21 protein-coding genes are annotated in these 21,825 nt (G+C 75.0%); 10 read left to right on the top strand and 11 right to left on the bottom strand.

Translation table 11 applies throughout. From position 1 onward, the window contains the following. Nucleotides 1-26: 26 nt before the first annotated feature. Nucleotides 27-1,526 carry a glycoside hydrolase family 3 protein gene (locus O7611_RS08595; protein ID WP_194801016.1) on the bottom strand — a complete coding sequence of 500 codons (1,500 nt, stop codon included), beginning with the start codon at nucleotides 1,524-1,526 and terminating at the stop codon, nucleotides 27-29. Between the two features lie 139 nt (nucleotides 1,527-1,665). Here O7611_RS08595 and O7611_RS08590 point away from each other — a divergent pair, with 139 nt between their 5' ends. The 4 genes from O7611_RS08590 to O7611_RS08575 all read left to right on the top strand — a co-directional run bounded on the left by O7611_RS08590 (nucleotide 1,666) and on the right by O7611_RS08575 (nucleotide 5,223). Then, complete coding sequence (locus O7611_RS08590; protein WP_255533053.1) at nucleotides 1,666-1,788, top strand: hypothetical protein; 123 nt, start codon at nucleotides 1,666-1,668, stop codon at nucleotides 1,786-1,788. A gap of 68 nt (nucleotides 1,789-1,856) precedes the next feature. Beyond that, nucleotides 1,857-3,488: a RecQ family ATP-dependent DNA helicase gene (locus O7611_RS08585; RefSeq protein ID WP_269696537.1), complete on the top strand. Its 1,632-nt coding sequence runs from the start codon at nucleotides 1,857-1,859 to the stop codon at nucleotides 3,486-3,488. Nucleotides 3,489-3,551: 63 nt separating this feature from the next. Continuing rightward, complete coding sequence (locus O7611_RS08580; RefSeq protein WP_135239346.1) at nucleotides 3,552-4,055, top strand: hypothetical protein; 504 nt, start codon at nucleotides 3,552-3,554, stop codon at nucleotides 4,053-4,055. Nucleotides 4,056-4,179: 124 nt separating this feature from the next. Beyond that, nucleotides 4,180-5,223, top strand: a complete 1,044-nt coding sequence (locus tag O7611_RS08575) for a helix-turn-helix domain-containing protein (protein ID WP_194801014.1) — start codon at nucleotides 4,180-4,182, stop codon at nucleotides 5,221-5,223. A gap of 175 nt (nucleotides 5,224-5,398) precedes the next feature. Here the strand turns inward: O7611_RS08575 and O7611_RS08570 are convergent, their stop codons facing one another. From O7611_RS08570 to O7611_RS08535, 8 genes are read right to left on the bottom strand one after another with little or no spacing between them, the layout of a single operon-like run. Continuing rightward, entirely contained in the window at nucleotides 5,399-6,388 is a 990-nt protein-coding gene (locus O7611_RS08570) for a DNA topoisomerase IB (RefSeq protein ID WP_194801013.1), read from the bottom strand. After that, nucleotides 6,372-7,331 (bottom strand): glycosyltransferase family 9 protein, encoded by a 960-nt coding sequence (locus O7611_RS08565; protein ID WP_269696536.1) that lies wholly within the window; start codon nucleotides 7,329-7,331, stop codon nucleotides 6,372-6,374. The genes O7611_RS08570 and O7611_RS08565 overlap by 17 nt, the downstream gene beginning before the upstream one ends. Then, a complete protein-coding gene (locus O7611_RS08560) occupies nucleotides 7,328-8,029 on the bottom strand; it encodes an SDR family oxidoreductase (RefSeq protein ID WP_269696535.1) in 702 nt (233 codons plus the stop codon). Before O7611_RS08560 ends, O7611_RS08565 begins: the two co-directional genes overlap by 4 nt. A gap of 55 nt (nucleotides 8,030-8,084) precedes the next feature. Next, on the bottom strand, nucleotides 8,085-9,575 hold the full coding sequence (locus tag O7611_RS08555; protein ID WP_194801010.1) for a PfkB family carbohydrate kinase: 1,491 nt from the start codon (nucleotides 9,573-9,575) through the stop codon (nucleotides 8,085-8,087). After that, complete coding sequence (locus tag O7611_RS08550) at nucleotides 9,572-10,264, bottom strand: D-sedoheptulose-7-phosphate isomerase (RefSeq protein WP_194801009.1); 693 nt, start codon at nucleotides 10,262-10,264, stop codon at nucleotides 9,572-9,574. Before O7611_RS08550 ends, O7611_RS08555 begins: the two co-directional genes overlap by 4 nt. Beyond that, a complete protein-coding gene (locus O7611_RS08545) occupies nucleotides 10,264-11,481 on the bottom strand; it encodes a glycosyltransferase (RefSeq protein ID WP_269696534.1) in 1,218 nt (405 codons plus the stop codon). The genes O7611_RS08550 and O7611_RS08545 overlap by 1 nt, the downstream gene beginning before the upstream one ends. Then, nucleotides 11,466-12,440, bottom strand: a complete 975-nt coding sequence (locus O7611_RS08540) for a glycosyltransferase (RefSeq protein ID WP_194801007.1) — start codon at nucleotides 12,438-12,440, stop codon at nucleotides 11,466-11,468. Before O7611_RS08540 ends, O7611_RS08545 begins: the two co-directional genes overlap by 16 nt. Continuing rightward, nucleotides 12,437-14,101, bottom strand: a complete 1,665-nt coding sequence (locus tag O7611_RS08535) for an HAD-IIIA family hydrolase (RefSeq protein ID WP_194801006.1) — start codon at nucleotides 14,099-14,101, stop codon at nucleotides 12,437-12,439. The genes O7611_RS08540 and O7611_RS08535 overlap by 4 nt, the downstream gene beginning before the upstream one ends. A 182-nt stretch (nucleotides 14,102-14,283) precedes the next feature. Here O7611_RS08535 and O7611_RS08530 point away from each other — a divergent pair, with 182 nt between their 5' ends. Both O7611_RS08530 and O7611_RS08525 read left to right on the top strand, forming a co-directional pair. Then, nucleotides 14,284-14,730 carry an SRPBCC family protein gene (locus tag O7611_RS08530; RefSeq protein ID WP_194801005.1) on the top strand — a complete coding sequence of 149 codons (447 nt, stop codon included), beginning with the start codon at nucleotides 14,284-14,286 and terminating at the stop codon, nucleotides 14,728-14,730. Between the two features lie 90 nt (nucleotides 14,731-14,820). Further along, entirely contained in the window at nucleotides 14,821-15,588 is a 768-nt protein-coding gene (locus O7611_RS08525) for a polyprenol monophosphomannose synthase (protein ID WP_194801004.1), read from the top strand. Nucleotides 15,589-15,998: 410 nt separating this feature from the next. Here the strand turns inward: O7611_RS08525 and O7611_RS08520 are convergent, their stop codons facing one another. Beyond that, nucleotides 15,999-17,591, bottom strand: coding sequence for a phytoene desaturase family protein (locus O7611_RS08520; RefSeq protein WP_269696533.1), 1,593 nt, complete (start codon nucleotides 17,589-17,591; stop codon nucleotides 15,999-16,001). A 72-nt stretch (nucleotides 17,592-17,663) separates the two neighbouring features. Between O7611_RS08520 and O7611_RS08515 the strand changes: the two genes are divergently transcribed. After that, a complete protein-coding gene (locus O7611_RS08515; RefSeq protein ID WP_194801002.1) occupies nucleotides 17,664-19,097 on the top strand; it encodes an aldehyde dehydrogenase family protein in 1,434 nt (477 codons plus the stop codon). 60 nt (nucleotides 19,098-19,157) lie between these two features. Here O7611_RS08515 and O7611_RS08510 read toward each other — a convergent pair whose 3' ends face one another. Beyond that, on the bottom strand, nucleotides 19,158-19,562 hold the full coding sequence (locus tag O7611_RS08510) for a ChaB family protein (protein WP_194801001.1): 405 nt from the start codon (nucleotides 19,560-19,562) through the stop codon (nucleotides 19,158-19,160). A gap of 137 nt (nucleotides 19,563-19,699) precedes the next feature. On the opposite strand from O7611_RS08510, the gene O7611_RS08505 reads away from it, so the two are divergent. From O7611_RS08505 to O7611_RS08495, 3 genes are read left to right on the top strand one after another with little or no spacing between them, the layout of a single operon-like run. After that, nucleotides 19,700-20,752, top strand: coding sequence for a YihY/virulence factor BrkB family protein (locus tag O7611_RS08505; protein WP_269696532.1), 1,053 nt, complete (start codon nucleotides 19,700-19,702; stop codon nucleotides 20,750-20,752). Nucleotides 20,753-20,809: 57 nt separating this feature from the next. After that, the gene (locus O7611_RS08500) at nucleotides 20,810-21,226 is read left to right on the top strand and encodes a DUF2795 domain-containing protein (RefSeq protein WP_194800999.1); all 417 of its coding nucleotides are present in this window, start codon (nucleotides 20,810-20,812) and stop codon (nucleotides 21,224-21,226) included. A 58-nt stretch (nucleotides 21,227-21,284) separates the two neighbouring features. Then, entirely contained in the window at nucleotides 21,285-21,746 is a 462-nt protein-coding gene (locus tag O7611_RS08495; protein WP_013285389.1) for an SRPBCC family protein, read from the top strand. Nucleotides 21,747-21,825 lie beyond the last annotated feature (79 nt).

Below are 21,825 nucleotides of genomic sequence, written 5' to 3'. Positions count from 1 at the left end.
ACCTCCCCACCCGGCCGGACCGGGAGTCAGCGCGCCCCGGTCAGCACCTCGGCGGCGGCCCGGGCCGCTGCGGCGGTGGCGCCGTGGGTGGCCAGATGCACCGCGCCGGTGACCAGCTCGGGCACGCCCAGCTCGACCACCACCGCGTCGGGGCGGGCGGCGAGCGCCCGGCGTACCGCGTCCCGCATCCAGTCGTGGCGGTGCAGGTCGCGTACCACGAGCACCAGCGGCCGGCCGGCGGGTGTCGCGCCCGCGTCGGCCGGTACGGCGTCGGCGGCGTAGCGGACGGTGGTGGTGCCGGGCGCCAGGTGGGCCAGCGGCGCGGCGATGCCCCACGGCGTCTCCTCGCCGATGGCGATGTTGCGCGGCGGCGCGAACTCCACCACGTGCGCCGGACCGGTCAGCGGCAGCAGCGCGGCGTCGCCGGTGACCCGTACCGCACGGCGGGCGGCGGCGAGCCCGATCGGTGAGCCGTCGGCGGACGGCGGGCCGGCGACCCGGCGGCCGCGGGCGGCGACGCTCCAGGCGGCGAGCTGACCGACGCGCTTGGCCGCCTCGGCGAGCCGCTCCTCGGGCAGTTCCCCGCTGATCACCGCCGCCACGATCGCGTCGCGCAGCTCGCGGGCGTCGGCCTCGGTGGCCCGTTCCCCGCCCACACAGATCGCGTCCGCGCCGGCCACGAGCGCGCGCACCGCGGCGCCGGTGAAGCCGTACCGGTCGGCCACCGCGCGCATCTCGACCGCGTCGGTGACCACCACGCCGCCGAAGCCCATCTCCTCGCGCAGCAGGCCGCCGAGCACGCGCGGGCTGAGCGTGGCGGGCAGTTCCGGGTCCAGCGCCGGCACCAGCAGGTGGCCGGTCATCACCGCCTGCACCCCGGCGGCCACGGCGGCGCGGAACGGGGCCAGCTCGACCGCGTCGAGCCGGGCCCGGTCGCCGCCGATGCGTGGCAGGTCGTGGTGCGAGTCGACCCGGGTGTCGCCGTGCCCGGGGAAGTGCTTGGCGCAGGCGGCGACGCCGCCGGCCTGGAGGCCGCGTGCCCAGGCGGCGGTGTGCCGGGCGACCAGGTCCGGGTCGGCGCCGAAGGAGCGCACCCCGATGACCGGGTTGGCCGGGTTGGAGTTGACGTCGGCGTCCGGGGCGTAGTCCAGCGTGACGCCGACGGCCGCGAGTTCGGCGCCGAGGTCGCGGGCGACCTCCTCGGTCAGCGCCGGGTCGTCGACAGCGCCGAGCGCGTAGTTGCCGGGACGGGAACTGCCCCGGGCGGACTCGATCCGGGTGACGTCGCCGGCCTCCTCGTCGATCGCCACGATGACGTCCGGCCGCTCGGCGCGCAGGTTCGCGGTGAGCGTGGCGACCTGCTCGTGGTCGACGACGTTGCGGGCGAACAGGACCACCGAGCCGAGGCCCTCGCCGAGCCAGCGGCACACCCACGACGGCGGTGTGGTGCCGACGAACCCCGGTTGCAGGACGGCGGCGGCGAGCGCCGCCAGGTCTCCGGTCGATCCCTCGGTCCGCTCGCTCATGTGCTGTCGTACCCCCGTCTCCCCCACGGACCCGCCGGGGCCGGCGGGTGCTGACATGGTCACACCGCACCGCTAAATAGTCAACAATCCTTACTGTTAGCCGCTGGCGCCCCCGGACCTCGCGTGGGAGAGTTCCCACATGTCCGTTCAGCCGCTCGCCGACGCCACCAGCGCCGCCGACATCCCCGGCGTACGCCTGCTCGGCCTGGTGGTCGGCGGCCTCTTCCTGCTGATCGCGATCCGGGCCATGTTCCGCCGCTGATCCGCGCCCCGGCGGTGAGCGGCGGTGCCGGTTTCGCGCGGGATCGCCGGGGGTAGCTGAGGCGCTTGATGAAACTGACCACGCACTCCTCCAGCCTGCGCCGGGCGGCGCGGAACCTGTTCGGCTGGACCGCGCTGCGGCCCAACCAGCTCGCCGCCATGCGCGCCGTGATGAAGCGCCGCGACGCCCTCGTGGTGCTGCCCACCGGCGCCGGCAAGTCGGCGATCTACCAGATCCCGGCGAGCCTGATCCCCGGCCCGACGGTGGTGATCTCCCCGCTGCTGGCGTTGCAGCAGGACCAGATCGCCGCGCTCAACGAACGGCAGCGCCCGGAGCTGCGCGCGGTACGGATAAGCTCGGACGAGAGCGCCGCCCAGCAGGCCGAGGCGATCGAGGACATCCGGGCCGGGCGCGCGGAGTTCCTGTTCATCACGCCGGAGGCGCTGAGCAACCCGGACCGGCTCGCCGAGGTCCGCGAGCTGAAGCCGGCGCTGGTGGCGATCGACGAGGCGCACTGCATCTCCGCGTGGGGCCACGACTTCCGGCCGGACTACCTGGCGCTCGGTCACCTGATCGACGGCCTGGGCCGACCGCCGGTGGTGGCGCTCACCGCGACCGCCTCCCCGCCGGTACGCGACGACATCATCGCCCGGCTGCGACTGCGCGAGCCGGAGGTGGTGGTCTCCGGGCTGGACCGGCCCAACCTCTTCCTGGAGGTGGCCCACTGCCCGACCGACGACTACCGGTGGCGGCGACTGGTCGCGCTGCTGCGCGACGACGAGCGGCCCGGCATCATCTACGTGCCGACCCGGCGGGCGGCCGAGGAGCTGGCCGAGCGGCTCACCGGCGCCGGTTTCCCGGCCGAGTTCTACCACGGCGGCATGCCCACTGCGGCCCGGCACGAGCTGCACGAGGCGTTCCTCGCCGACCGGGTGCCGATCATGGTGGCCACGTCGGCGTTCGGCATGGGCATCGACAAGCCGAACATCGCCTGGGTGGTGCACATGGCGCTGCCCGACTCGCCGGACAGCTACTTCCAGGAGATCGGCCGGGCCGGTCGCGACGGCTCGCCGGCCCGGGTACTGCTGCTGTGGCGCTCCGAGGACGTCGGCCTCCAGCGCTACTTCAGCGGCGGCCTGCCGGACGAAAAGGAACTGACCGAACTCGCCGCGCTGCTGCGCGGCAAGGCCCGTAACCGCAGGGAGCTGCGCGAGCTGACCGGCCTCGGTCCGCGCAAGATGGGGCAGTACCTCTCCCTGCTGGAGCAGGTCGGCGCCGCCGAGCCACGCGCCGGGCAGCGCATCGGCGCACCCCGGTACGCCCCGGCGGCCGCCGAGTCCGGCCGGGCCGCGCTGGCCGAGGCGGAACGGCAGCAGACGGTGACCCGGTCGCGCACCGACATGATGCGCGCGTTCGCCGAGACCACCGGCTGCCGGGGCCAGGCCCTGCTGGCGTACTTCGGTGAGCAGATGACCGAGGTCTGCGGGCACTGCGACAACTGCCACGCGGGCACCAGCGTCGCCGGTGACGGCGCGGTCGGGCCGTTCCCGGTACACAGCCAGGTACGCCACCCGGAGTGGGGCGCCGGCCTGGTGCTCAGCTACGAGGAGGACCGGATGACGGTGCTCTTCGACGAGGTGGGCTACAAGACGCTGTCCGTGCGCGTGGTGTCCGAACAGGGCCTGCTGGAGCTGGACTAGCCTGACCCGGGCGCCACGGGGGCGCCCGTCGACAACGACGACCACGGCGAAAGGGGCCTGATCGTGATCGAGCAGCCGGCGTACACCCGGTTCGGCGTCTCCGACGAGGAGTGGGGGCTGCTGGTGGGGCTGCCGCAGTCGGTCCTCACCGCGGCGGCCGCCGCCGAGTCCGACGGCACCCGCCGCACCATGGCGGAGAACGCCGCCGGGCTGGAGACCATCGCGGCCGGCCGCGAGTCGGCCAGTCCGCTGGTCGCCGCGGTGGCCGGTGAGGTCGTCGACCGGGTGGGCGACCCGGAGACCGGCGCGGAACTGCCGGTGATCACGCCGCAGGACCCGAAGGCGATGATCGAGGACGTGCTGGCCCGGGCCGGGCAGGCGTCCGCGCTGCTCACCGCGCGGGTGGACGAGGGGCAGGCCGGGGCGTACCGGCACTGGCTGGTGGAGATCGCCGAGCAGGTGGTGGGCGCGGCCTCCACCGGCGGCATCCTGGGTCTGGGCGGCGACGCGGTGACCGATTCCGAGCGTCGTTTCCGGGACCGGCTGTCCCAGGTGCTGAACGACTGAACGGACTCCTAACAGAAGGTTTCCAAATCCGTCAATGACGGACGTCACGCCCCACGGGTGTCGCTTTTCGACCCCGTGGGGCGTCCTGCTTAGAGGAGGAGTGACGAGCCACGGGGGGTCGTTGATGGACGGGAAGCTGCAACGTCAGGTCCTCGACACGGCGGCGCTGCCGCCGCCGGAGCGCTTCGGCATGTGGCTGGACACGATGGCGAGGACCCCGACGCCGCTGCGCGTGCGCAGCGCGCACGCCGACGACTTCGTCGCGCGCGCGGAGTTCATCGACCTGGGCCCGATGCAGCTCATCCGCCACCGCTACCCGTCGGTGGACTGCGTGCGCACCGCGAAACTGATCCAGCGCTCCGACCCCGACTACTACATGCTCGCGCTGACCGTCAGCGGCGCCAGCCAGGCCGACCAGGAGGGGCGGCGCGCCCGGTGCCGCCCCGGCGACCTCACCTTCTACGACTGCTCCCGGCCGCACGAACTCAGTCACCACGCCGACCCCGCCGGGCTCGACTACGCGCGCTCGATCGTGGCCCTGATGCCGTACGACGCGCTGCCGTTGCCGCCACGCCGGCTCGCTCCCCTGTTCGCCGGCCGGATGTCCGGCTCCGAGGGCGTCGGCGGGCTGGTCGCCGACTTCCTCATCCGGATCACCGCCCAGCCCGAGCAGTACCACGCGGCCGACGCGGAGCGGCTCGGCGCCGTCGGGCTCGACCTGATCGCCACGCTGCTCGGCCGCAACCTGGTCTCCGAGGACGAGGTGCCCACCGAGGTCCGGCGTCGCGCCCTCCGGGCCCAGGTGCGCGCATACGTGCGCCAGCATCTCGGTGACGCCTCGCTGGACCCGGGCGCGATCGCCGACGCGCACCACATCTCGGTGCGCTCGCTGCACCGGCTCTTCGAGGACGAGGAGACCACTGTGGCCGCGTACATCAGGGACGAGCGACTGGCCCGGTGCCGCCGCGACCTCGCCGACCCGGCGCTGAGCGACCGCTCGATCCAGGTCATCGCCGCCCGCTGGGGCTTCCGCGACAAGGCGCACTTCAGCCGGGTCTTCCGGGCCGCGCAGGGTGAGACACCCCAGGCGTACCGGGCTCGTCACCTGGAACCGGCACGGATCGTCAACAGCGAGGCATCCGCCGTCAACCTGTCCCGTACATACTGAAACTCGGGCTACCGCTCGCGGTGAGCCCACGGATATCGGGGGGCCGGGCGTGGCGCCCGCGGCGGTCCCGGCCGCGGGCGGCCCCGCCCGGTGATGGCTCCCCGGGACCGCACCGGCGGCCGAGATTTCCGGCCCCGTCGCGCTTCCCCCCAGGACCGGCGGGGCCGGTCGGCGGTCAGCCGGCCTCCTCCTCCAGCAGCGCCAGCACCGACTTCTCCACCGCCTCGCGCGGCATCTCCGGCTGCACCGGCGCCAGCACCCCGTCGTGGTAGAGATCGACCACGCGCGGGTCCACATACGAGGTGCGGGCCACCGTCGGGGTGTTGCCGAGCAGTTCGGCCACCGAACGCATCACCCCCGCCACCGCACGTTTGCGGGCGGTGGCGGACCGCTGCGGGCCCACTGTGGCCAGTTCGGCGGCGGCCAGCACCGTCGCGTGCCAGGTACGGAAATCCTTCGCGGTCATCTCGCCGCCGCTGGCGTCGCGCAGGTAGTCGTTGACCTCGTCGCTGCGCACGTCACGCCAGGAGCGGCCGTCCCAGTAGCCGAACAGCCGCTCCTGGGCACGCCGGCGACGGCGCAGGTCGAACAGCACCCGGCACAGCTCGGCGTCCTCGATCCGGCGGACCTGGTCGATGCCGCCCTTGGCCGGGAACTCGAAGACCACGCAGCCGCCCCGGGAACGGGCGTGCTCGGGGCGCAGGGTGGCCACCCCGAACGTCGGGTCGTCGCCGGTGGCGTACTGGTCGCTGCCGACCCGGAACGCGCCCATGTCGAGCAGCCGGGCGACGGTGGCGAGCACCCGTTCCCGGCGCAGGCCGCGCAGCGCCAGGTCGTGCGTGACCCGGTCGCGCAGTGCGGGCAGCCGGTGCGCCACCTCCAGCACGTGGTCGAACTTGGCCTCGTCGCGCTTGCGCCGCCAGCCCGGGTGGTAGAGGTACTGCTTGCGGCCCGCCGCGTCGATGCCGGTGGCCTGGATGTGGCCGTTCGGGTACGGCGAGATCCACACGTCCTGCCACGCGGGCGGGATGACCAGCTCACGCAGCCGGGTCAGCTCCCCGGCGTCGCGTACCGGCTCGCCGGCCGGGTCGAGGAACAGCCAGCCCTTGCCGCGGCGCCGGCGCGCGTACCCCGGCCGGCCCGGATCGCTACGCCGCAACCGCACCGGAGACCCGTTCCACGTCGGCCACCGCAGCCACCACCTCGTCGATCCCGATGGCATCCAATGTCGGATGGGTTCCTACCCCGCCCGACCCGGTCGAATCCGAGTTGACGGGCGTGGGCTCGATCGCACCCAGCGCCCGGTGCCGGGGCCGGTCCGGCGGTGGGCCCCAGTGTGCCGCCGGCACCGGACCGAACAGCACCACCGAGGCGGTGCCGTAGCCGGTGGCGAGGTGCGCCACGCCGGTGTCCCCGCTGACCACCAGCCGCGCGCCCGCGACGAGCGCGGCCATCTCGGCCAGCCCGGTCCGGCCGGCCAGCACCGCCCGCGGCGGCAGCCCGGCGTCGCGGGCGACCCGCTCGGCCAGCGCCCGCTCGTCCGGCGAACCGGTCACCGCCACCCGGTGCCCGCGCGCGGCCAGCTCCCGGGCCAGCCCGGCGAACCGGTCCGCCGGCCAGCGCTTCGCCGGGATCTTGCCGCCCGGGTGCAGCAGCGTCACCCCGGCCGGTACGCCGGCCGCCGCCGGACGCCGCAGCGCCAGGTCCCCCGGGTCGGCCGGCAGCCCGTACGCGTGCAGCAGCCGGCACCAGCGGCGGACCTCGTGCTCGTCGTCGTCCCAGGCCGGGCCGTCCGGGTGCCCGGCGCCCGGGTTGCGGTAGGCCAGCACGCGCCCGGGGCGGACGGCGGCCAGCGCCCGGTGCGACTGCGGTCCCCGGCCGTGCAGGTTGACCGCCACCTCCGGCGGCGGCCCCGTCCACCCGATCCGGTCCGGCCCGGTGGTGGGCAGCACCCGGTCGACCGCCCCGGTCAGCTCCGCCAGCGGCGCCAGCCAGGCCGGCGCGGCGAGCACCAGCTCCCGGCCCGGCAGGCCGGCGCGCAGGCCGCGCAGCGCCGGCACGGCGGTCGCCAGGTCACCGACCCCGAGCGCGCGCAGCACCAGGATCACGGGTACGAGGACTCCTGCGCGGCACAGACCACCATCTCGCGTACCGCGCAGCCGGCCGGCTGGGACAGCGCGAACATGACCGCGGCGGCGGTGTCGGCGGGCTCGTTGAGCACCGCGTCCGTGCCGGGGCGGTACTGCGCGTCCCGCTCGTCGAAGAACGCGGTCCGCATCCCGCCCGGGATCAGCAGCGTCACGCCGACCGCTCCGGCGAGTTCGGCGGCGAGCGCCCGGGTGAACCCGACCACCCCGAACTTCGCCGCGCAGTACGCCGTCGCGTCACTGACCGCCTTCACGCCGAGCGTGGAGGCGACTGTGACGATGCTGCCCCGGGACGCCTCCAGCCACGGCAGCGCGGCCCGGATCACCGCGGCCGTGGCGAGCAGGTCGACGGTGACGATCCGCTCCCAGGTCTCCGCCGGGATGTCGGCGAGCTTCCCGGGCACGTCCATCCCGGCGGCGGTGACCACGGCGTCCAGCCCGCCGGAGCGTTCCGCGAGATCGCGGGTGCCGGCCTCGGCGGCGCGGGTGTCGGCCAGGTCGCACTCGACCCACGGCACCCCGTCGGCGGGGCGCTGCCGGTCCAGCACCAGCGGGCGTCCACCGGCGCGGGCCACCGCGGCGACCACCGCCGCGCCGAGCCCGCTGGAGCCGCCGGTGACCAGGACGGTCGGCCCGGCTCCGGGCGCGCCGGCGCTCACGCCGCCACCGTCGGACCGGCGGGCGCGACCGCGCCGGGTCGGATGCGTCGCTCGTTCATCGTGCTCCCTTCGCCGTGGACCGGACCTGCGCGACGGCCTCGGCCGGGTCGACCGACGGGGCCGGCCAGCCGCCGCTGCCCCGCCCGGCCCGCGCCGCCGCGATCATGTCGGTGGTCGAGCGCCCGTCGAGGTACGGCACGACCACCGTGTGGCCGCCCCAGCGGGCCAGGATCTCCGTCTCGGGCAGCGTCTCCGGGCCGCCACCGCTGGCGTAGTCGCCACCCTTGACCCAGATGTCCGGGCGCAGCCAGGACAGCGCCGCCTCCGGGGTCGGCTCGTCGAAGATCAGCACCGCGTCGACGCAGCCGAGCGCGGCGAGCAGCCGTCCCCGGTCGCCCTGCGGCACGACCGGGCGTTCCGGGCCCTTGAGCCCGGCGACGCTGGCGTCGGAGTTGAGGCAGACCACCAGGCAGTCGCCGAGTTGCCGGGCCGCCTGGAGCGTCGCCACGTGCCCGGCGTGCAGCAGGTCGAAGCAGCCGCCGGTGGCGACCACGGTGCCGCCGGCCGCGCGGACCCGGGCCACCACCTCGCCGGCCGCCCCGGCGCCGATCCGGTCCCCGCCTCCGGTGACCACTTCCGGGGCCACCGCGCGCACCGGCGCGGGCAGCGCGGCCGCGACACCGCCGCCGGCCACGTACGCGGACGCCTCGGTGACCGCCTCCTGCACCGCCTCGGACACCAGCGCCCCACGGGCCAGGGCGAGGGTCGCGGTGGACGCGAACCGGTCGCCCGCCCCGCAGGTGTCCCCCTCGGCGGGCGGCGCCGGCACCACAAGGGGCGTGGACCCGGCGTGGCTGAGCAGCGCGCCGTCCCCGCCGAGCGTCACCGCGACCGCGCGCGCCTGCCAGCGGCGGCGCAACGCGTGCGCGCTGCGGGACGCGACGGCCAGGCGGGAGCCGCCCGGCGGCGTCTTCGCCAGCTCGCGGGCCTCCGGCTCGTTCGGGGTCGCCAGGTGCACACCGGGTACGGCGGCCGGTCCGCGCGGATGCGGATCCCAGACCACCGGTGCCCGGGTGGCGGTGAGCGCGGCGCGCAGCGCCGGATGAGCCGCCACGCCCCGGCCGTAGTCGCTGACCAGCACGGCGGACGCGTCGGCGATCAGCCGCAGCACGGCATCGCTGGGCTGACCCGGGGTACCGGCGCTCCCGCCCCGGTCGTGGCGCAGCAGCACCCGGCCGCGCGCCCGCAGCCGGATCTTCTCCGGGGTGGCGCCGGCCAGCGGAAGCGCGTACAGCCGGACCCCGGCGGCGGCGAGCAGCGTGCCCAGCCGGGCCCCGCCCGCGTCGTCGGCGACGGCGGTGACCAGCGCGACCTCGGCGCCCTGCGCGGCGGCGAAGACGGCGGCCAGCCCGGCGCCGCCGGGCCGGTCGGCGGAGACGGTCTCGTCGAGCACCGGCACCGGGGAGTCCGGGCAGAGCCGGTTCACCAGACCTTCGACGTCGCGGTCCAGCAGCGTGTCACCGAGCACCACCACCGGGCCCCTCATGCCGGTCCTCCCCGCCCGGCCGGCGCCGCCGGGTCCGGCTCGCCGACGACGACCTCGACGCCGGCGCGTACCGGCCCGGCCGCGGGCTGGGCGGCGAGCGCGGCGGGCAGCGCCAGTTCGACGTACTCGCAGAGCACGTGCGAGGCCACCAGGTGCAGTTCCTGCACGACCTGCCCGTCCGGCGAGTCGATCGCCAGGTGCTCGTGGCAGAGGTCGGCGAGGGGGTTGGGTGCGGGTCCGGTGAAGGCCCAGCAGCGCATGCCGGTGTGGTGGGCGGCGTGGGCGGCGGTGAGGAGGTTGGTGCTGGTGCCGCTGGTGGTGAGGAGCAGGAGGATGTCGTGAGGTCGGCCGTGGGCACGGACCTGCCGGGCGAAGGTCTCGTCGTATCCGTAGTCGTTGGCGATCGCGGTGACGGCGCTGGTCTCGGCGTGCAGGGCGATCGCGGACAGGGGTTGGCGGTCGTGGCGGAGTTTGCCGACGAGTTCGGCGGTGAGGTGCTGGGCTTCGGCGGCGCTGCCGCCGTTACCGGCCACCAGCAGGCGGCCACCGGCGGCGAGCCGCTGCGCCAGTTCCTCACCCCAGCGGGCCAGCATCTGTTCCGCCTCCCGCAGCGGCAGCAGCGCGGCGGCCAGCAGGCTCAGGTGATCCTCCAGCACGGTCGCGCCGGCGGCCGGCGTCCCGGCCCTCATCAGGCGACCACCCGGGTCGGGCGGCGCACGGTGGCCACCTCGCCGTACAGCTCGGTGAGCCGGTCCGCGGTGGTGGCCCAGGAGTAGCGGGTGCGGGCCCGATCCAACGCGGCGGTGGCGTAGGCGAAGCGGCGGATCCGGTCGCCGAGCAGGCCCCGGAGCGCCGCGCCGAGGGCGGCCGGCTCCCGGGGCGGCACCAGGTCGCCGGTACGTCCGGCCACCACCGTGTCGATCAGCCCGCCGACGGCGGTCGCGACCACCGGTACGCCGCAGGCCATCGCCTCCAGCGGGGTGAGTCCGAACGGCTCGTACCAGGGTGCGGCCACGAGCACGTCGGCCGACCGGTACCAGCGACCCATCTCCTCCCGGGGGACGGCGCCGACCAGCCGTACCCGGTCGGCGACGCCGAGCGAGTGGGCCAGCGCGCGCAGCCGCAACGCGTACGGGTCGGTCTCCAGCAGTCCGGCCGGCGGCCCGCCCACGACGACGCACTCGGCGTCCGGCACCTCGGCCACGGCCCGGATGACGTCCTGGAAACCCTTGCGTTCGACCAGCCGGCCGACGGTGAGGATGCGGGCCCGGCCGCCGTCGCGGTCGGCGACCGGGCCGAGCGGGGAGAACGTCGTGAGGTTCACCCCCGACGGCACCACTGTCATCCGGGACCGGGGCACGCCCATCCGGACCAGTTCGGCGACCTCGTCCTGGCACTGGGCGACCACCCGGTCCACCGAGCGGCCCAGCTTCCGCTCGTGCTCGACCCGCCCCGGCGGGCTGGTGTCCTGCACGCCCTGGTGGCGGCGCTTGACGGTGCCGAGCGCGTGGTACGTCTGCACCACCGGCACCCCGGCGCGGCGGGCCGCGGCGAGACCCGCGAGCCCGCTCATCCAGAAGTGCGCGTGCACCACCTCGGGCTGCCAGTCGCCGGTGCGCCACCGGTCGGCCAGCCACTGCCCGAACGACGGCATGTACGGCAGCAGGTCGTCCTTGGCCACCGGTTCGGCCGGCCCGGCCGGTACGTGCACCACCTCGTACCCGTCCGGGGTGCGGACGCTCACCGGCAGGTCCACCGCGTCGAGCCTGGTGTAGACGCGCACGTCGTGACCGGCGGCCGCGAGCGCGGCGGAGAGCTCCGCGACATGCGTGTTCTGGCCACCGGCGTCCTCCCCGCCGAGGACGGCGAGCGGGCTGGCATGCTCCGAGATCATCGCGATGCGCATACTTCCTCCTCCAGCAGCCGGTCCCAGTCGGCGAGGAATCGCTCCAGGCCGTAGCGGTCCCGGGCGGCGGCCCGGGCCACGGCGCCCGCCCGGCGGGCGGACTCCCGGTCGTCCAGCAGGCCACGGGCGGCGTCGACGAGCGTGTCGACGCGGGTGGACAGCGCGCCCGCGGCCGGTGGCACCGCCTCCACCGCCTCGGTGGTGGCGAGTGCCACCACGGGCATGCCCAGGGTCATGGCCTCGATGAGGCTGAGGCCGAGTGAGGTCCAGCGGCACAGGTGCAGGTACGCGCGCCGTTTGGCGAGTTCGGCGTGCATGGCGTGCTGGGGTACGTCGTCGTGGCTGGTCAGCCGGTCCTCGGGCAGGCCGAGGTGGGCGGCCAGACCGTCCACCTTCATTCCGTAGACGTCCAGCGGCGCCAGCGCGGCGAACCGGGCGAGCAGGTCGGTGCCGGTGACCCGCCAGCGGCGTACCGGCTCGTTGATGACCACGGCGAGGCGGTCGAGTTCCCCGGTCCACTCGACGTTCGGTGGTACGACGCCGTGGTCGACGACAGTGGTGCGGGTGCCGCCGTTGTCCCAGAACAGCTCGTTGAACGCGGTGACGTGGGTGAGCAGCAGGTCGTCGCGGTCGGCCATCGGGTGCCGCGTGTTCGGCACGTCGCCTTTCGGCGTGTTGTGCTCGACGTAGATGGCCGGCACGTCCCGGCCCGGCCGGCGGCCGAGCCACTCGGCGGCCAGGTCGAGTTCCTCGGGGCGTTGCAGGATCACCAGGTCGACGTCGGTGTCGCGCAGCTGGTCGGGGGTGACCTCGACGGCGCTGTCCGGCCACGGGTAGGTGCGCGCCCGGCCCAGCCCGTACGGCCCCCGATCAGGGGTGACCGGCACCAGGTAGCGGTGCTTGCCGTGCACGAAGGAGGTCGTCCACGACCCGTGGACGTGCCACAGCAGGATGTTCATCCGGCCACCCCGCCCGCCACCGGCGCCGGCACGCGCAGCAGCCGCAATGCCTCCAGCACCCGTCCCGGCTCGACGGCCGACAGGCACGGGTGCCCGGGCACCGGGCAGACGGTCGCGCGGGTGTCCCGGCACGCCGCCCCCGCGTCGCCGAGGCGCACCGTCGGCACCCGGTACGGCCCCCACTGCCCGAACGGCACCGTCGGGGCGAACAGGCTCACCACCGGCACGCCGAGCGCGGCGGCCAGGTGCGCCGGACCGGTGTTGCCCACCACCAGCGCCCCGGCGCCGGCGATCACCGCCGCCAGGTCGTCCAGCCCGGTCCGCCCGCCCAGGTCCACGCCGCCCGCGGCGGCCACGCGCGCGGTCAGCTCCCGCTCGTCGGGTCCGCCGGTGACCACGACCCGGTAGCCGGCCGCGCCTAGCACGCGGACCACGCGGGTGGCCAGCTCCTCCGGGCAGGCGCGGGTCTCCACCGACGAGCCGGGGTGCAGGACCACGTAGCCGGGTTCGCCGGCGTCCGCCGCGGGCGGCGGAAGCCGGTCGGTGCGGATGCGCAGCGCCGGTTCGTCGTGGCCGGGCAGCGCGAAGCCGGCGGCGGCCGCGAGTGACAGGGCACGTTCCGGTTCGGGTACGCCTGCCGGAACGCGGTGGCGGACGTCGAGCAGGCTGCCCGGGTAGTCGTCGCTGATCGCGCTGATCCGCGGTATCCCGGCCAGGCGCAGCAGCAGCGCGAGGGGCAGGGCGGACTGGTGGAAGGAGGTGAACACGACGGCCTCGTCGGCGCGTACCTCCGACAACCGGTCGGTGAGCGCGCGCACGGCGCCGGGGTCGACGGGCGGGGCGGGCGCGTCGATCCACGGCAGCGGCGCCTCGATGATCTCGTCCACGCCGGGGAGCAGGTCGGCGGCGGCCCGGCCACGTGGACCGCACAGCAGCACCACCCGCTGCGCTCCGGCCGCTACCGCCCGGATGCCCGGCCCGGTCACCAGCACATCGCCCGCCGCGTCGCTGCGGACCACCAGCACCGTCCCGCGACGCGACCGGCGCGCGGGGTGCGGCGCGGCCGTCAGGCGCATCCGGGCCAGCACGATGCCCACCGCGTCCGGCAGGTCCGCGGCGACTGTGGGCGCGGCGGCGACCTCGGCGGCCCGGGTCGCCGGCGTGGGCACCATGATCGCGGCGGCGCCCGCAGCCGCGGCGGCTGCCGTGTCCGCGCCGATGTCCCCGATCAGCACGCACCGGGTAGGGGTGGTGCCGAGCGCTCGGGCCGCCTCGTGGACGAGGCCGGGCGCGGGCTTGCGGCAGGCGCACCCGTCGGCCTCCGCGTGCGGGCAGATCACCCAGTGGTCGAAGGGCCCGAGCAGCTCCTCCACCCTGGCGTTGACCAGGCGCAGGTCGTGCGCGGTGAAGTACCCCCGGGCCAGGCCGGACTGGTTGGTGACCACCGCCAGCCGCAGCCCGGCCGCCCGCAACCGGTCCAGCGCCTCCCGGGCGCCGGGCACCGGCCGTACCTTCTCCGGGTCGCCGTTGTACGGCACGTCCTCCACCAGCGTGCCGTCCCGGTCCAGCAGGACCGCGTCGTACAGGCCGGACGGGAAGCGGTCAGTACCCGGGTCAAACCGGGCTGACCTGCACTGATCCCGCTCCTGGTCCCGTCGCACGGGCGGCGGGTTCCCGAGGCCCCGAGGAGTAAACGTCGGCGTCGGCGCCAGGCCGCCCCGCCGGTGCCGCACTGCCGGGTGCGCACCTGCCACGACCGGCCCGGTCCGGCGATACCCGCCGCCCCGGAGAAGCTAACCCGGATCGCCGTTAGCGACCGCCCGCGCGGGGGTACCGCTCGGTGATGGCGGTTGTGGAGAAGGTGATCGACGCGCCCCCGGAGCAGGTCTTCGAGGTGCTCGCGGACGGGTGGACGTACAGCGACTGGGTGGTGGGCACCGCGCACGTGCGGGACGTGGACGACACGTGGCCGCGCGTCGGCAGCCGCCTGCACCACCGGGCCGGGCCGTGGCCGTTCTCGCTCCAGGACAAGTCGACGGTGCTGGAGTGCCAGGCGCCGCACCGGCTGGTGCTGCGCGCCGGGCTGTGGCCGGCCGGGGAGGCGGTCGTGGCGTTCGTGCTCGAGCCGCTCGACGACGGCAGGACCCGGGTGACGCTCGGCGAGGACTTCGCCGCCGGGCCGTTGCGGTGGATCCGGACCAAGCTCAACGACCTGGTGCTGCATCTTCGTAACCGGGAGACGCTGGCCCGGCTGTCCGACATCGCGACGCGGCAGAAGCCGGAGCGGTGATCGATCGCCGGCGGGGCGTCTGTGCGGCCGCCGCGCGAGGGACTGGCTACCCTCTCAGGTGAACCTGTCGGCTGACCGAGGATGTCCGTGATGATCGAACCCGTGCAGTTACCCTCCCCGTGGGGGGATGCGCGCCTGACCGTCGTCGTTCCGACCTACAACGAGGCGGGCAACCTCCCGGTGCTGGTCGAGCGCCTGCTCGCGCTGCCGCTGCCGGGGCTGAAGGTGCTGGTCGCCGACGACAACTCCCCGGACGGAACCGGCGAGGTCGCCGACAAGCTGGCCATCGAGCACCCGGACCGGGTGATGGTGGTGCACCGCCCGGGCAAGGAGGGCCTCGGCCGGGCGTACGTGGACGGCATCGGCCGGGCGCTCGACGACGGTGCGGACTTCGTCGCGCAGATGGACGCCGACCTGTCGCACCCGCCGGAGGCGCTGCCCGGCATGCTCGGCGCGCTGCTGTCCACCCAGGCTTCGGTGGTCATCGGCTCGCGTTACGTGCCCGGCGGTGAGCTGGACGAGAACTGGCCGCTGTACCGGCGCGCGCTCAGCGGCTGGGCGAACCTGTACGTGCACACGCTGCTGCGGGTCCGCATCCGCGACCTGACCGCCGGCTTCAAGATCTGGCGGGCGGACGCGCTGCGCGCGATCGGGCTGGACCGGGTCCAGTCGAACGGCTACAGCTTCCAGGTGGAGATGCACTACCTCGCCACCAAGCTCGGTCACACGATCCTCGAGGTGCCGATCCGTTTCGAGGAACGCCGCGACGGCGACTCGAAGATGACCACGGCCACGAAGATCGAGAGTGCGCTGATGCCGTTCAAGCTGCGCAGCCGGCACCGCAACCTGGACTCCTGACCCGCTCTCCCGCGCCTCCCCGCGCCCTCACGCCGCGTCATCGTCACCGCGCGTGAGGGCGCGGTCGTCCCGCCACATTCCCTCGTCGGCCCTTTGCTCTGCAGCCATCGGCGCAGCAGCGCTCTGAGCAGGGGCGCTGTCCGGGACACCGTCTCGCCGGCCGCCCGCCGCGGACACGGTGCGTGACCGATGCGTATGCGGGTGCAGAGCAAAGGCGGCGGTGCGGTCGCGCCTCGTCCCGGGCAGCCAGCAGATCTTGGTAGGAAACGGCCCCCATAGGGGCACTTTCGTACCAAGATCTACGGCGGATCCCGGGATACGGAAGGCCGATCTCGTATGCCGGGCAACGCCGCCGGTCAGCGGCGGCGGTCAGCGACAGCGGGTGCGGTGGTGACGGGGATCCGGGCGGGTCAGCGGTAGAGGGTGCGGTGGGCGGCGGCGATCGTGCGGGCGTACACCTCGCCGGTGACCGCCCGGTCGCGTGCCAGCGCGGCCCGCGCCGCGTTCGCCCCCGGCGCGCCGTGCACGCCGCCGCCGGGGTGGGCGGAGGCGCTGGCCAGGTAGAGCCGGTCGACCGGGGTGTCGGCGCGGCCCAGGCCGGGGATCGGCCGCAGGAACAACTGCTGGTACGCCGCGGCGGTGCCCCCGCCGAGCGCTCCCCCGACCAGGCTCGGCTCGGCGTCCTCCAGGTCGGCCGGGCCGGCCACGTGCCGCCCGACGATCGACGCCCGGAACCCGGGTGCCGCCGCCTCCAGCACCTCCTCCATCCGCTCCACGTGCCCCGCCACCTCCTCGGCCCGCCAGTCGCGGCGGAACGGCAGGTGGGTGTAGGACCAGAGCGACTCGGTGCCGGGTGGCGAGTGGCTCGGGTCGGCCACCGACATCTGCCCCACCAGCAGGAACGGATCCCGTGGCAGCTCGCCGCGGGCCAGCTCGGCCGCGTACGTGGTGAGCCCGTCGAGGTCGGCGCCCAGGTGCACGGTGCCGGCACCGGCCAGGTCGCGGTTCTTCCACGGCACCGGCGCGGACAGCGCCCAGTCGACCTTGAGGGTGGAGCCGTCCCACTTGAAGTGCGCCAGGTCCTCCACCATCCGGGGCGGCAGCGCCGCCGCGCCGACCAGGTCGAGGAAGAGCGCCGGGGCGGGTACGTCGGCGAGCACCGCGCGCCGGGCCCGCCAGTCGGTGCCGCCGGCGGTGCGCACGCCCATCGCCCGGCCCCGGGCGGTGAGCACCCGCTCGACCCGGGCGCCGTACGTGATCCGCCCGCCCCGCTCGAGCAGCCGCGCGACGAGCGCGTCGGTGATCTTCTGGGCGCCGCCGATCGGCACCGGCCAGCCCACCTGCTGGCCGAGCATGGCGAGCAGCCAGCCGTACACCCCGGAACCGGCGTCCTCCGGGGACAGGTCGGTGTGCAGGGCGCAGCCGGCCAGCAGCACCGTGCCGCCCTCGCCCTCGAACAGTTCCGCGCCGAGCTTGCGGACCGGCAGCACGAGGCGGCGGCCCAGGCGCAGCGCGCCGCCGACCCGGAGTTGCCGCAGCAGGCCCAGCCCGCCGCGTACCGGCGGGAACGGGGTGGTGATGGTCTGCAACATCGGCTCGGCCACCTGGCACCAGTCGGCGTACGCGTGCCGCCAGCGCTCCCCGTCGCCGGGGGCGAACGCCTCCAGCGAGGCGGCGGTGACGTCCAGGTCGCGGTTTACCACTGCGGCGCGCCCGTCCGGGAGCAGGTGCGCCAGCACGTCCGGCGCGTGCGTCCAGGACAGGCCGTGCCGTTCCAGGTCCAGCCCGTCGAGTACCGGGGAGGCGTAGCCGAGCGGGTAGAAGGAGCTGTAGAGGTCGCTGAGGTAACCGGGCGCCGTGACGTACGCGGATCGCACGGCTCCGCCGGGCGCCTCGGTGGCCTCCAGGACCTCGACGTCCCAGCCGGCGTCCACCAGCAGGTTCGCGGCCACCAGCCCGTTGTGCCCGGCTCCGATGACGACGGCGTCTGCGGTGGAGGTCATCGGATCCGGCTACCCGGCCGGTCACCGGGCGAAACGCGTTTGTCCCGCCCAGGCCGGGGCAAGCACGGCCGCATGTACACGGTTGCGCAGCTCATTGGTGGGGTGTGGGGCGCCGGCGGCGAGGGCGGCGAGCTGGTCGTCCACGATCCGGCGGACGGGTCGCCGGTGACGCGGACGCCCGTCGCGACGGCCGACGAGGTGGCCAAGGCGGTGGAGGCGGCCCGGGGGGTGGCGGCGGAGTGGGCCGCGACCGCACCGGCGGAACGGGCCGCGGCGCTGCACCGGGCGGCGGACGCGGTCGAGGCGGCGGCAGGCGAGCTGGCCGAGGCGACCACGGCGGAGATGGGCAAGCCGCTCGAAGACGCGCGGGGCGGGGTGGCGGCGGGCGTCGGCACACTGCGACAGTACGCCGAACTGGCCCCCGTCCGGGGCGGCCGGACGCTGCACGGCGCGCACGACGCGCTGGACTTCATGGCCCCCGAGCCGCGCGGCGTCGTCGCCGTGATCACCCCGTGGAACGACCCGGTTGCGGTGTCCTGCGGCCTGCTCGGCGCCGCGCTGGTCACCGGCAACGTGGTGGTCCACAAGCCGAGCGAGCGGACCCCCGCCACCGGCTGGCTGCTGGCCCGCGCGCTGGACTCGGCGCTGCCGGCCGGGGTGCTGTCGCTGCTCACCGGCGGTAGCGAGGTGGGCGCCGCGCTGGCCGGGCAGGAACTGGACGTGATCGCGCACGTCGGTTCCACCGCCACCGGCCGGGCGATCGCCGCCGCGGGCGCGCGTACCGGGGCGAAGGTGCTGCTGGAGAACGGCGGCAGCGACCCGCTCGTGGTGGACGCGGACGTCGACCCGGTCTGGGCGGCCGGACAGGCGGCGCTCGGGTGCTTCGCCAACGCCGGTCAGATCTGTGTGGCGGTCGAGCGGATCTACGTGCACCGCGACGTCGCCGAGGGCTTCCTGGACGCGCTGGTGGCGCGCGCCGAGGCGCTCACAGTGGGCCCTGGCCGTGACCCGGGCACGCAGCTCGCGCCGCTGGTCGACCGGCGGCACCGGGACCACGTCCACGGTCAGGTGACCGCCGCGCTCGCCGACGGCGCCCGGGTACGCGCCGGCGGCGTACTGCCGGACGGGCCGGGCGCGTTCTACCCGGCGACGGTGATCGAGGGCTGCCGCCACGACATGACGTTGGTCCGCGAGGAGACGTTCGGGCCGGTCGCGCCGGTGGTGGTGGTCGACTCGTTCAGCGAGGGGCTGCGCTGCGCCGCCGACTCCCCGTACGGCCTGGCCGCCACCGTGCTGACCGGCTCGATGAGCCACGCCCAGCGCGCCTGGCGGGAGCTGCCGGTCGGGACCGTGAAGATCAATTCGGTGTTCGGCGGGGCACCCGGCGGTGCGGCCCAGCCGCGCCGGGGCAGCGGCCAGGGCTTCGGGTACGGCCCGGAACTGCTGGACGAGTTCAGCACCATGAAGGCGGTGCACCTGGAGGCGCCGGGCGGCGGCCACTGGTGAGGCGGCACGACACGAGCCCGGGACCGAGGCGGTCCCGGGCTCGACGCGTACCCCCAGGGGTCAGCGACCCCCGCGGGCCTTGCGGGTCGCGTTGTTGTTCGCCTTCTCGATGGCCTTGACCAGCTCCGGCTTGGTCATCCGGGACCGGCCGCGCACGTCCAGCTTCTTCGCCACCTCCATGAGGTGGTCCTTGGTGGCGTTGGCGTCCACCCCACCGGCGGTCGGCGCGCGCCGGGCCGGGCCGCCGCCTGCGGCCTGCTTGTCGCTGGGCCCCTTGCGGCCCTTGGGCTCCCAGTGGTCGCCCACCTTCTCGAACTCGTGCTTGACCGCGGCGAAGGCGGTGCGGTGCGCCCGCTCCCCCTCGCCGTACGTCTCGACCGCCGAGTCGTGCGTCTTCTCCCAGGTCCGCTGCGCCTTCGCCGGGGAGCGCCGCAGCGTGCTGGGCAGTACCTCGCGCCCGGGCATCTCGTCCTCCTGGAGTCTCGATCGGGTGTCTGGTGTGGTTCCCTCCCGCCCGGCGGGCAAACCGGCACCCGGTTTGTCGATTTCCCCCCGGGGGTACCGCCCGCCCACGCCCGTGGCGGGCCCTGGAGGAGGCGGACATGACCGCGACGACACCACAGACGGTCGGCGGCCGGACGCGGTCGCGTCTGCCTCGGCGGATCCGCCAGCTCAACTGGCGCACCTGGCGCGGCGTGCTGGTGCGCAGCGGCAAGGGTTTCGTCACGGACAACTGCGCGGACTGGGCCGCGGCGCTCACCTACTACGGCGTGCTGGCCCTGTTCCCGTCCACGATCGTGGTGGTCGCGCTGGTCGGCCTGGTCTCCGACGGCCCGCGCACCGTCGACACCGTGATCGACCTGGCCCGGGAGATCGGCGCCGGCTCGGTGGTCGGCAACGACGCGTTCGTGGGTGTGGTGCGCAACGTGGTCGAGCAGCAGGGCTCGGCGAAGGTGCTGCTCAGCTTCGGTCTGCTCGGCGCGCTCTGGTCCGCGTCCGGGTTCATCGGCGCGTTCACCCGCGCCTCCAACGCGATCTACGGGGTGCGGGAGGGCCGGCCGTTCTACCGGCTGCGCCCGTTGCAGATCGGCATGGCCGCAGTGACGATCGTGCTGCTCGCCGTGGTGGCCACCGGGCTGATCGTCAGCGGCCCGGTCACCGACGCGGTCGGCGACCTGCTGCACGCCGGAGCGGTGGCCCGCACGACGTGGTCGGTGGCGAAGTGGCCGCTGCTCGCCGTGGTCGCGATGACGCTGCTGTCGCTGCTGTTCTGGATCGCGCCGAACGTGCGGCAGCCGCGGTTCCGCTGGCTCACCCCGGGTGGCGCGCTCGCACTCGTGGCCTGGGTGCTCGCGTCCTTCGGCTTCGGCCTGTACGTGGCGAACTTCGGCTCGTACGACGTCACGTACGGCAGTCTCGGCGCGGTCATCGCGTTCCTGGTGTGGCTCTACCTGTCCAACTGCGCGTTGATGCTCGGCGTGCAGGTGAACGCCGAACTGCAACGCGGGCGGGCGATGCAGGCCGGGGTCGAGGAGCCGGACGACCCGGTGCTGCCGCCCCGTGCCCCGGCCGACGACGAGAAGACGGACGGGCAGAAGGCCGGCGACGAGACGGCAGATGCGGAGAAGACGGCCGACCGGTTGCCGCCCGGATGACCGGCTCTCCCGGGCGGCGCCGGTTTACCGGCGGTCCCCCGGGGCATCTCCCAAGGCATGGAACGTGGCAGCAGCAAGCACTCGCCCAGGGTCGACGATCAGATGAGCAGCGAGGTCAGCGGTCTCGTCCAGAGCGCCGGCACCGGCGGTTCGCGGGCCGAGGAGTTCCGGATCCCGGAGCCGGCCGGCGAGGACCAGCCGGAGGCCACCACCGCGCCGGCCGGGGAGCTGCGCAGCGGCACGCCGCAGGGCATGAGCTCCGAGGACGTCGAGGCGCGCAGCCGTCTGGGGCGGTTCATCACGATGACCGCCCTGCCCGGTGACCGGGAGGCGCTGCTGGCGAACGCACGGGAGAACGAGGCGCCGACGGACATCGTCGCCGCCCTGGAGACCCTGCCCGCGGGCGCCCACTACCAGACGATCTCCGAGGTGTGGGCCGCACTCGGGCACAGGAACGAGACGACGCGCTGGTGAGCGGGCCGGCCCACGGCCCGTACGAGACACACACCGGCGGAACAGGAGGAACCCCGACATGAGTGGCGTTACCGAGCACGTGGACGTGGACGTCCCGATCCGGACCGCGTACGACCAGTGGACCCAGTTCGAGGAGTTCCCGCACTTCATGGACGGCGTGCAGGAGGTGCGGCAGCTCTCCGACACGATGACCCACTGGACCGTCGAGATCGCGGGCGTGAAGCGCGAGTTCGACGCCGAGATCACCGAGCAGCTGCCGGACGAGCGGGTGGCCTGGCGCTCCACCGGGGGCACCCAGCAGGCGGGCGTGGTGACCTTCCACCGGCTCGACGAGGGGCACACCCGGGTCACGCTGCAGATGGAGTTCGAGCCGCACGGCGTGGTCGAGCAGGCCGGCGACAAGCTGGGCGTGGTCGACCGGCGCGCCAAGGGCGATCTGGAGCGGTTCAAGCAGTTCATCGAGCGGCGCGGTCAGGAGACCGGCGCCTGGCGCGGCGCTGTCGACCGCCCCACCCCCTGAGCCACCTCCCCCCGTACCCGAGTCTGGATGGCCGCCGGCGGTGCCGGCGGCCATCGCCGTGTCCGGCCGTTTGCGATCA

The organism is Micromonospora sp. WMMC273, from assembly GCF_027460285.1.
Lineage (GTDB): Bacteria > Actinomycetota > Actinomycetes > Mycobacteriales > Micromonosporaceae > Micromonospora > Micromonospora aurantiaca.
Note: the sequence above shows the minus strand (reverse complement) of the source record. Positions and strands in the feature narration are given on the sequence as shown.

Bases quoted from the DNA above. Each gene is read 5' to 3' on its own strand.
- O7611_RS08595 (WP_194801016.1), bottom strand. From the start codon at position 1,526: ATGAGCGAGCGGACCGAGGGATCGACCGGAGACCTGGCGGCGCTCGCC.
- O7611_RS08590 (WP_255533053.1), top strand. From the start codon at position 1,666: ATGTCCGTTCAGCCGCTCGCCGACGCCACCAGCGCCGCCGACATCCCC.
- O7611_RS08585 (WP_269696537.1), top strand. From the start codon at position 1,857: ATGAAACTGACCACGCACTCCTCCAGCCTGCGCCGGGCGGCGCGGAAC.
- O7611_RS08575 (WP_194801014.1), top strand. From the start codon at position 4,180: ATGGACGGGAAGCTGCAACGTCAGGTCCTCGACACGGCGGCGCTGCCG.
- O7611_RS08555 (WP_194801010.1), bottom strand. From the start codon at position 9,575: ATGAGGGGCCCGGTGGTGGTGCTCGGTGACACGCTGCTGGACCGCGAC.
- O7611_RS08550 (WP_194801009.1), bottom strand. From the start codon at position 10,264: ATGAGGGCCGGGACGCCGGCCGCCGGCGCGACCGTGCTGGAGGATCAC.
- O7611_RS08545 (WP_269696534.1), bottom strand. From the start codon at position 11,481: ATGCGCATCGCGATGATCTCGGAGCATGCCAGCCCGCTCGCCGTCCTC.
- O7611_RS08540 (WP_194801007.1), bottom strand. From the start codon at position 12,440: ATGAACATCCTGCTGTGGCACGTCCACGGGTCGTGGACGACCTCCTTC.
- O7611_RS08530 (WP_194801005.1), top strand. From the start codon at position 14,284: ATGGCGGTTGTGGAGAAGGTGATCGACGCGCCCCCGGAGCAGGTCTTC.
- O7611_RS08525 (WP_194801004.1), top strand. From the start codon at position 14,821: ATGATCGAACCCGTGCAGTTACCCTCCCCGTGGGGGGATGCGCGCCTG.
- O7611_RS08520 (WP_269696533.1), bottom strand. From the start codon at position 17,591: ATGACCTCCACCGCAGACGCCGTCGTCATCGGAGCCGGGCACAACGGG.
- O7611_RS08515 (WP_194801002.1), top strand. From the start codon at position 17,664: ATGTACACGGTTGCGCAGCTCATTGGTGGGGTGTGGGGCGCCGGCGGC.
- O7611_RS08510 (WP_194801001.1), bottom strand. From the start codon at position 19,562: ATGCCCGGGCGCGAGGTACTGCCCAGCACGCTGCGGCGCTCCCCGGCG.
- O7611_RS08505 (WP_269696532.1), top strand. From the start codon at position 19,700: ATGACCGCGACGACACCACAGACGGTCGGCGGCCGGACGCGGTCGCGT.
- O7611_RS08500 (WP_194800999.1), top strand. From the start codon at position 20,810: ATGGAACGTGGCAGCAGCAAGCACTCGCCCAGGGTCGACGATCAGATG.
- O7611_RS08495 (WP_013285389.1), top strand. From the start codon at position 21,285: ATGAGTGGCGTTACCGAGCACGTGGACGTGGACGTCCCGATCCGGACC.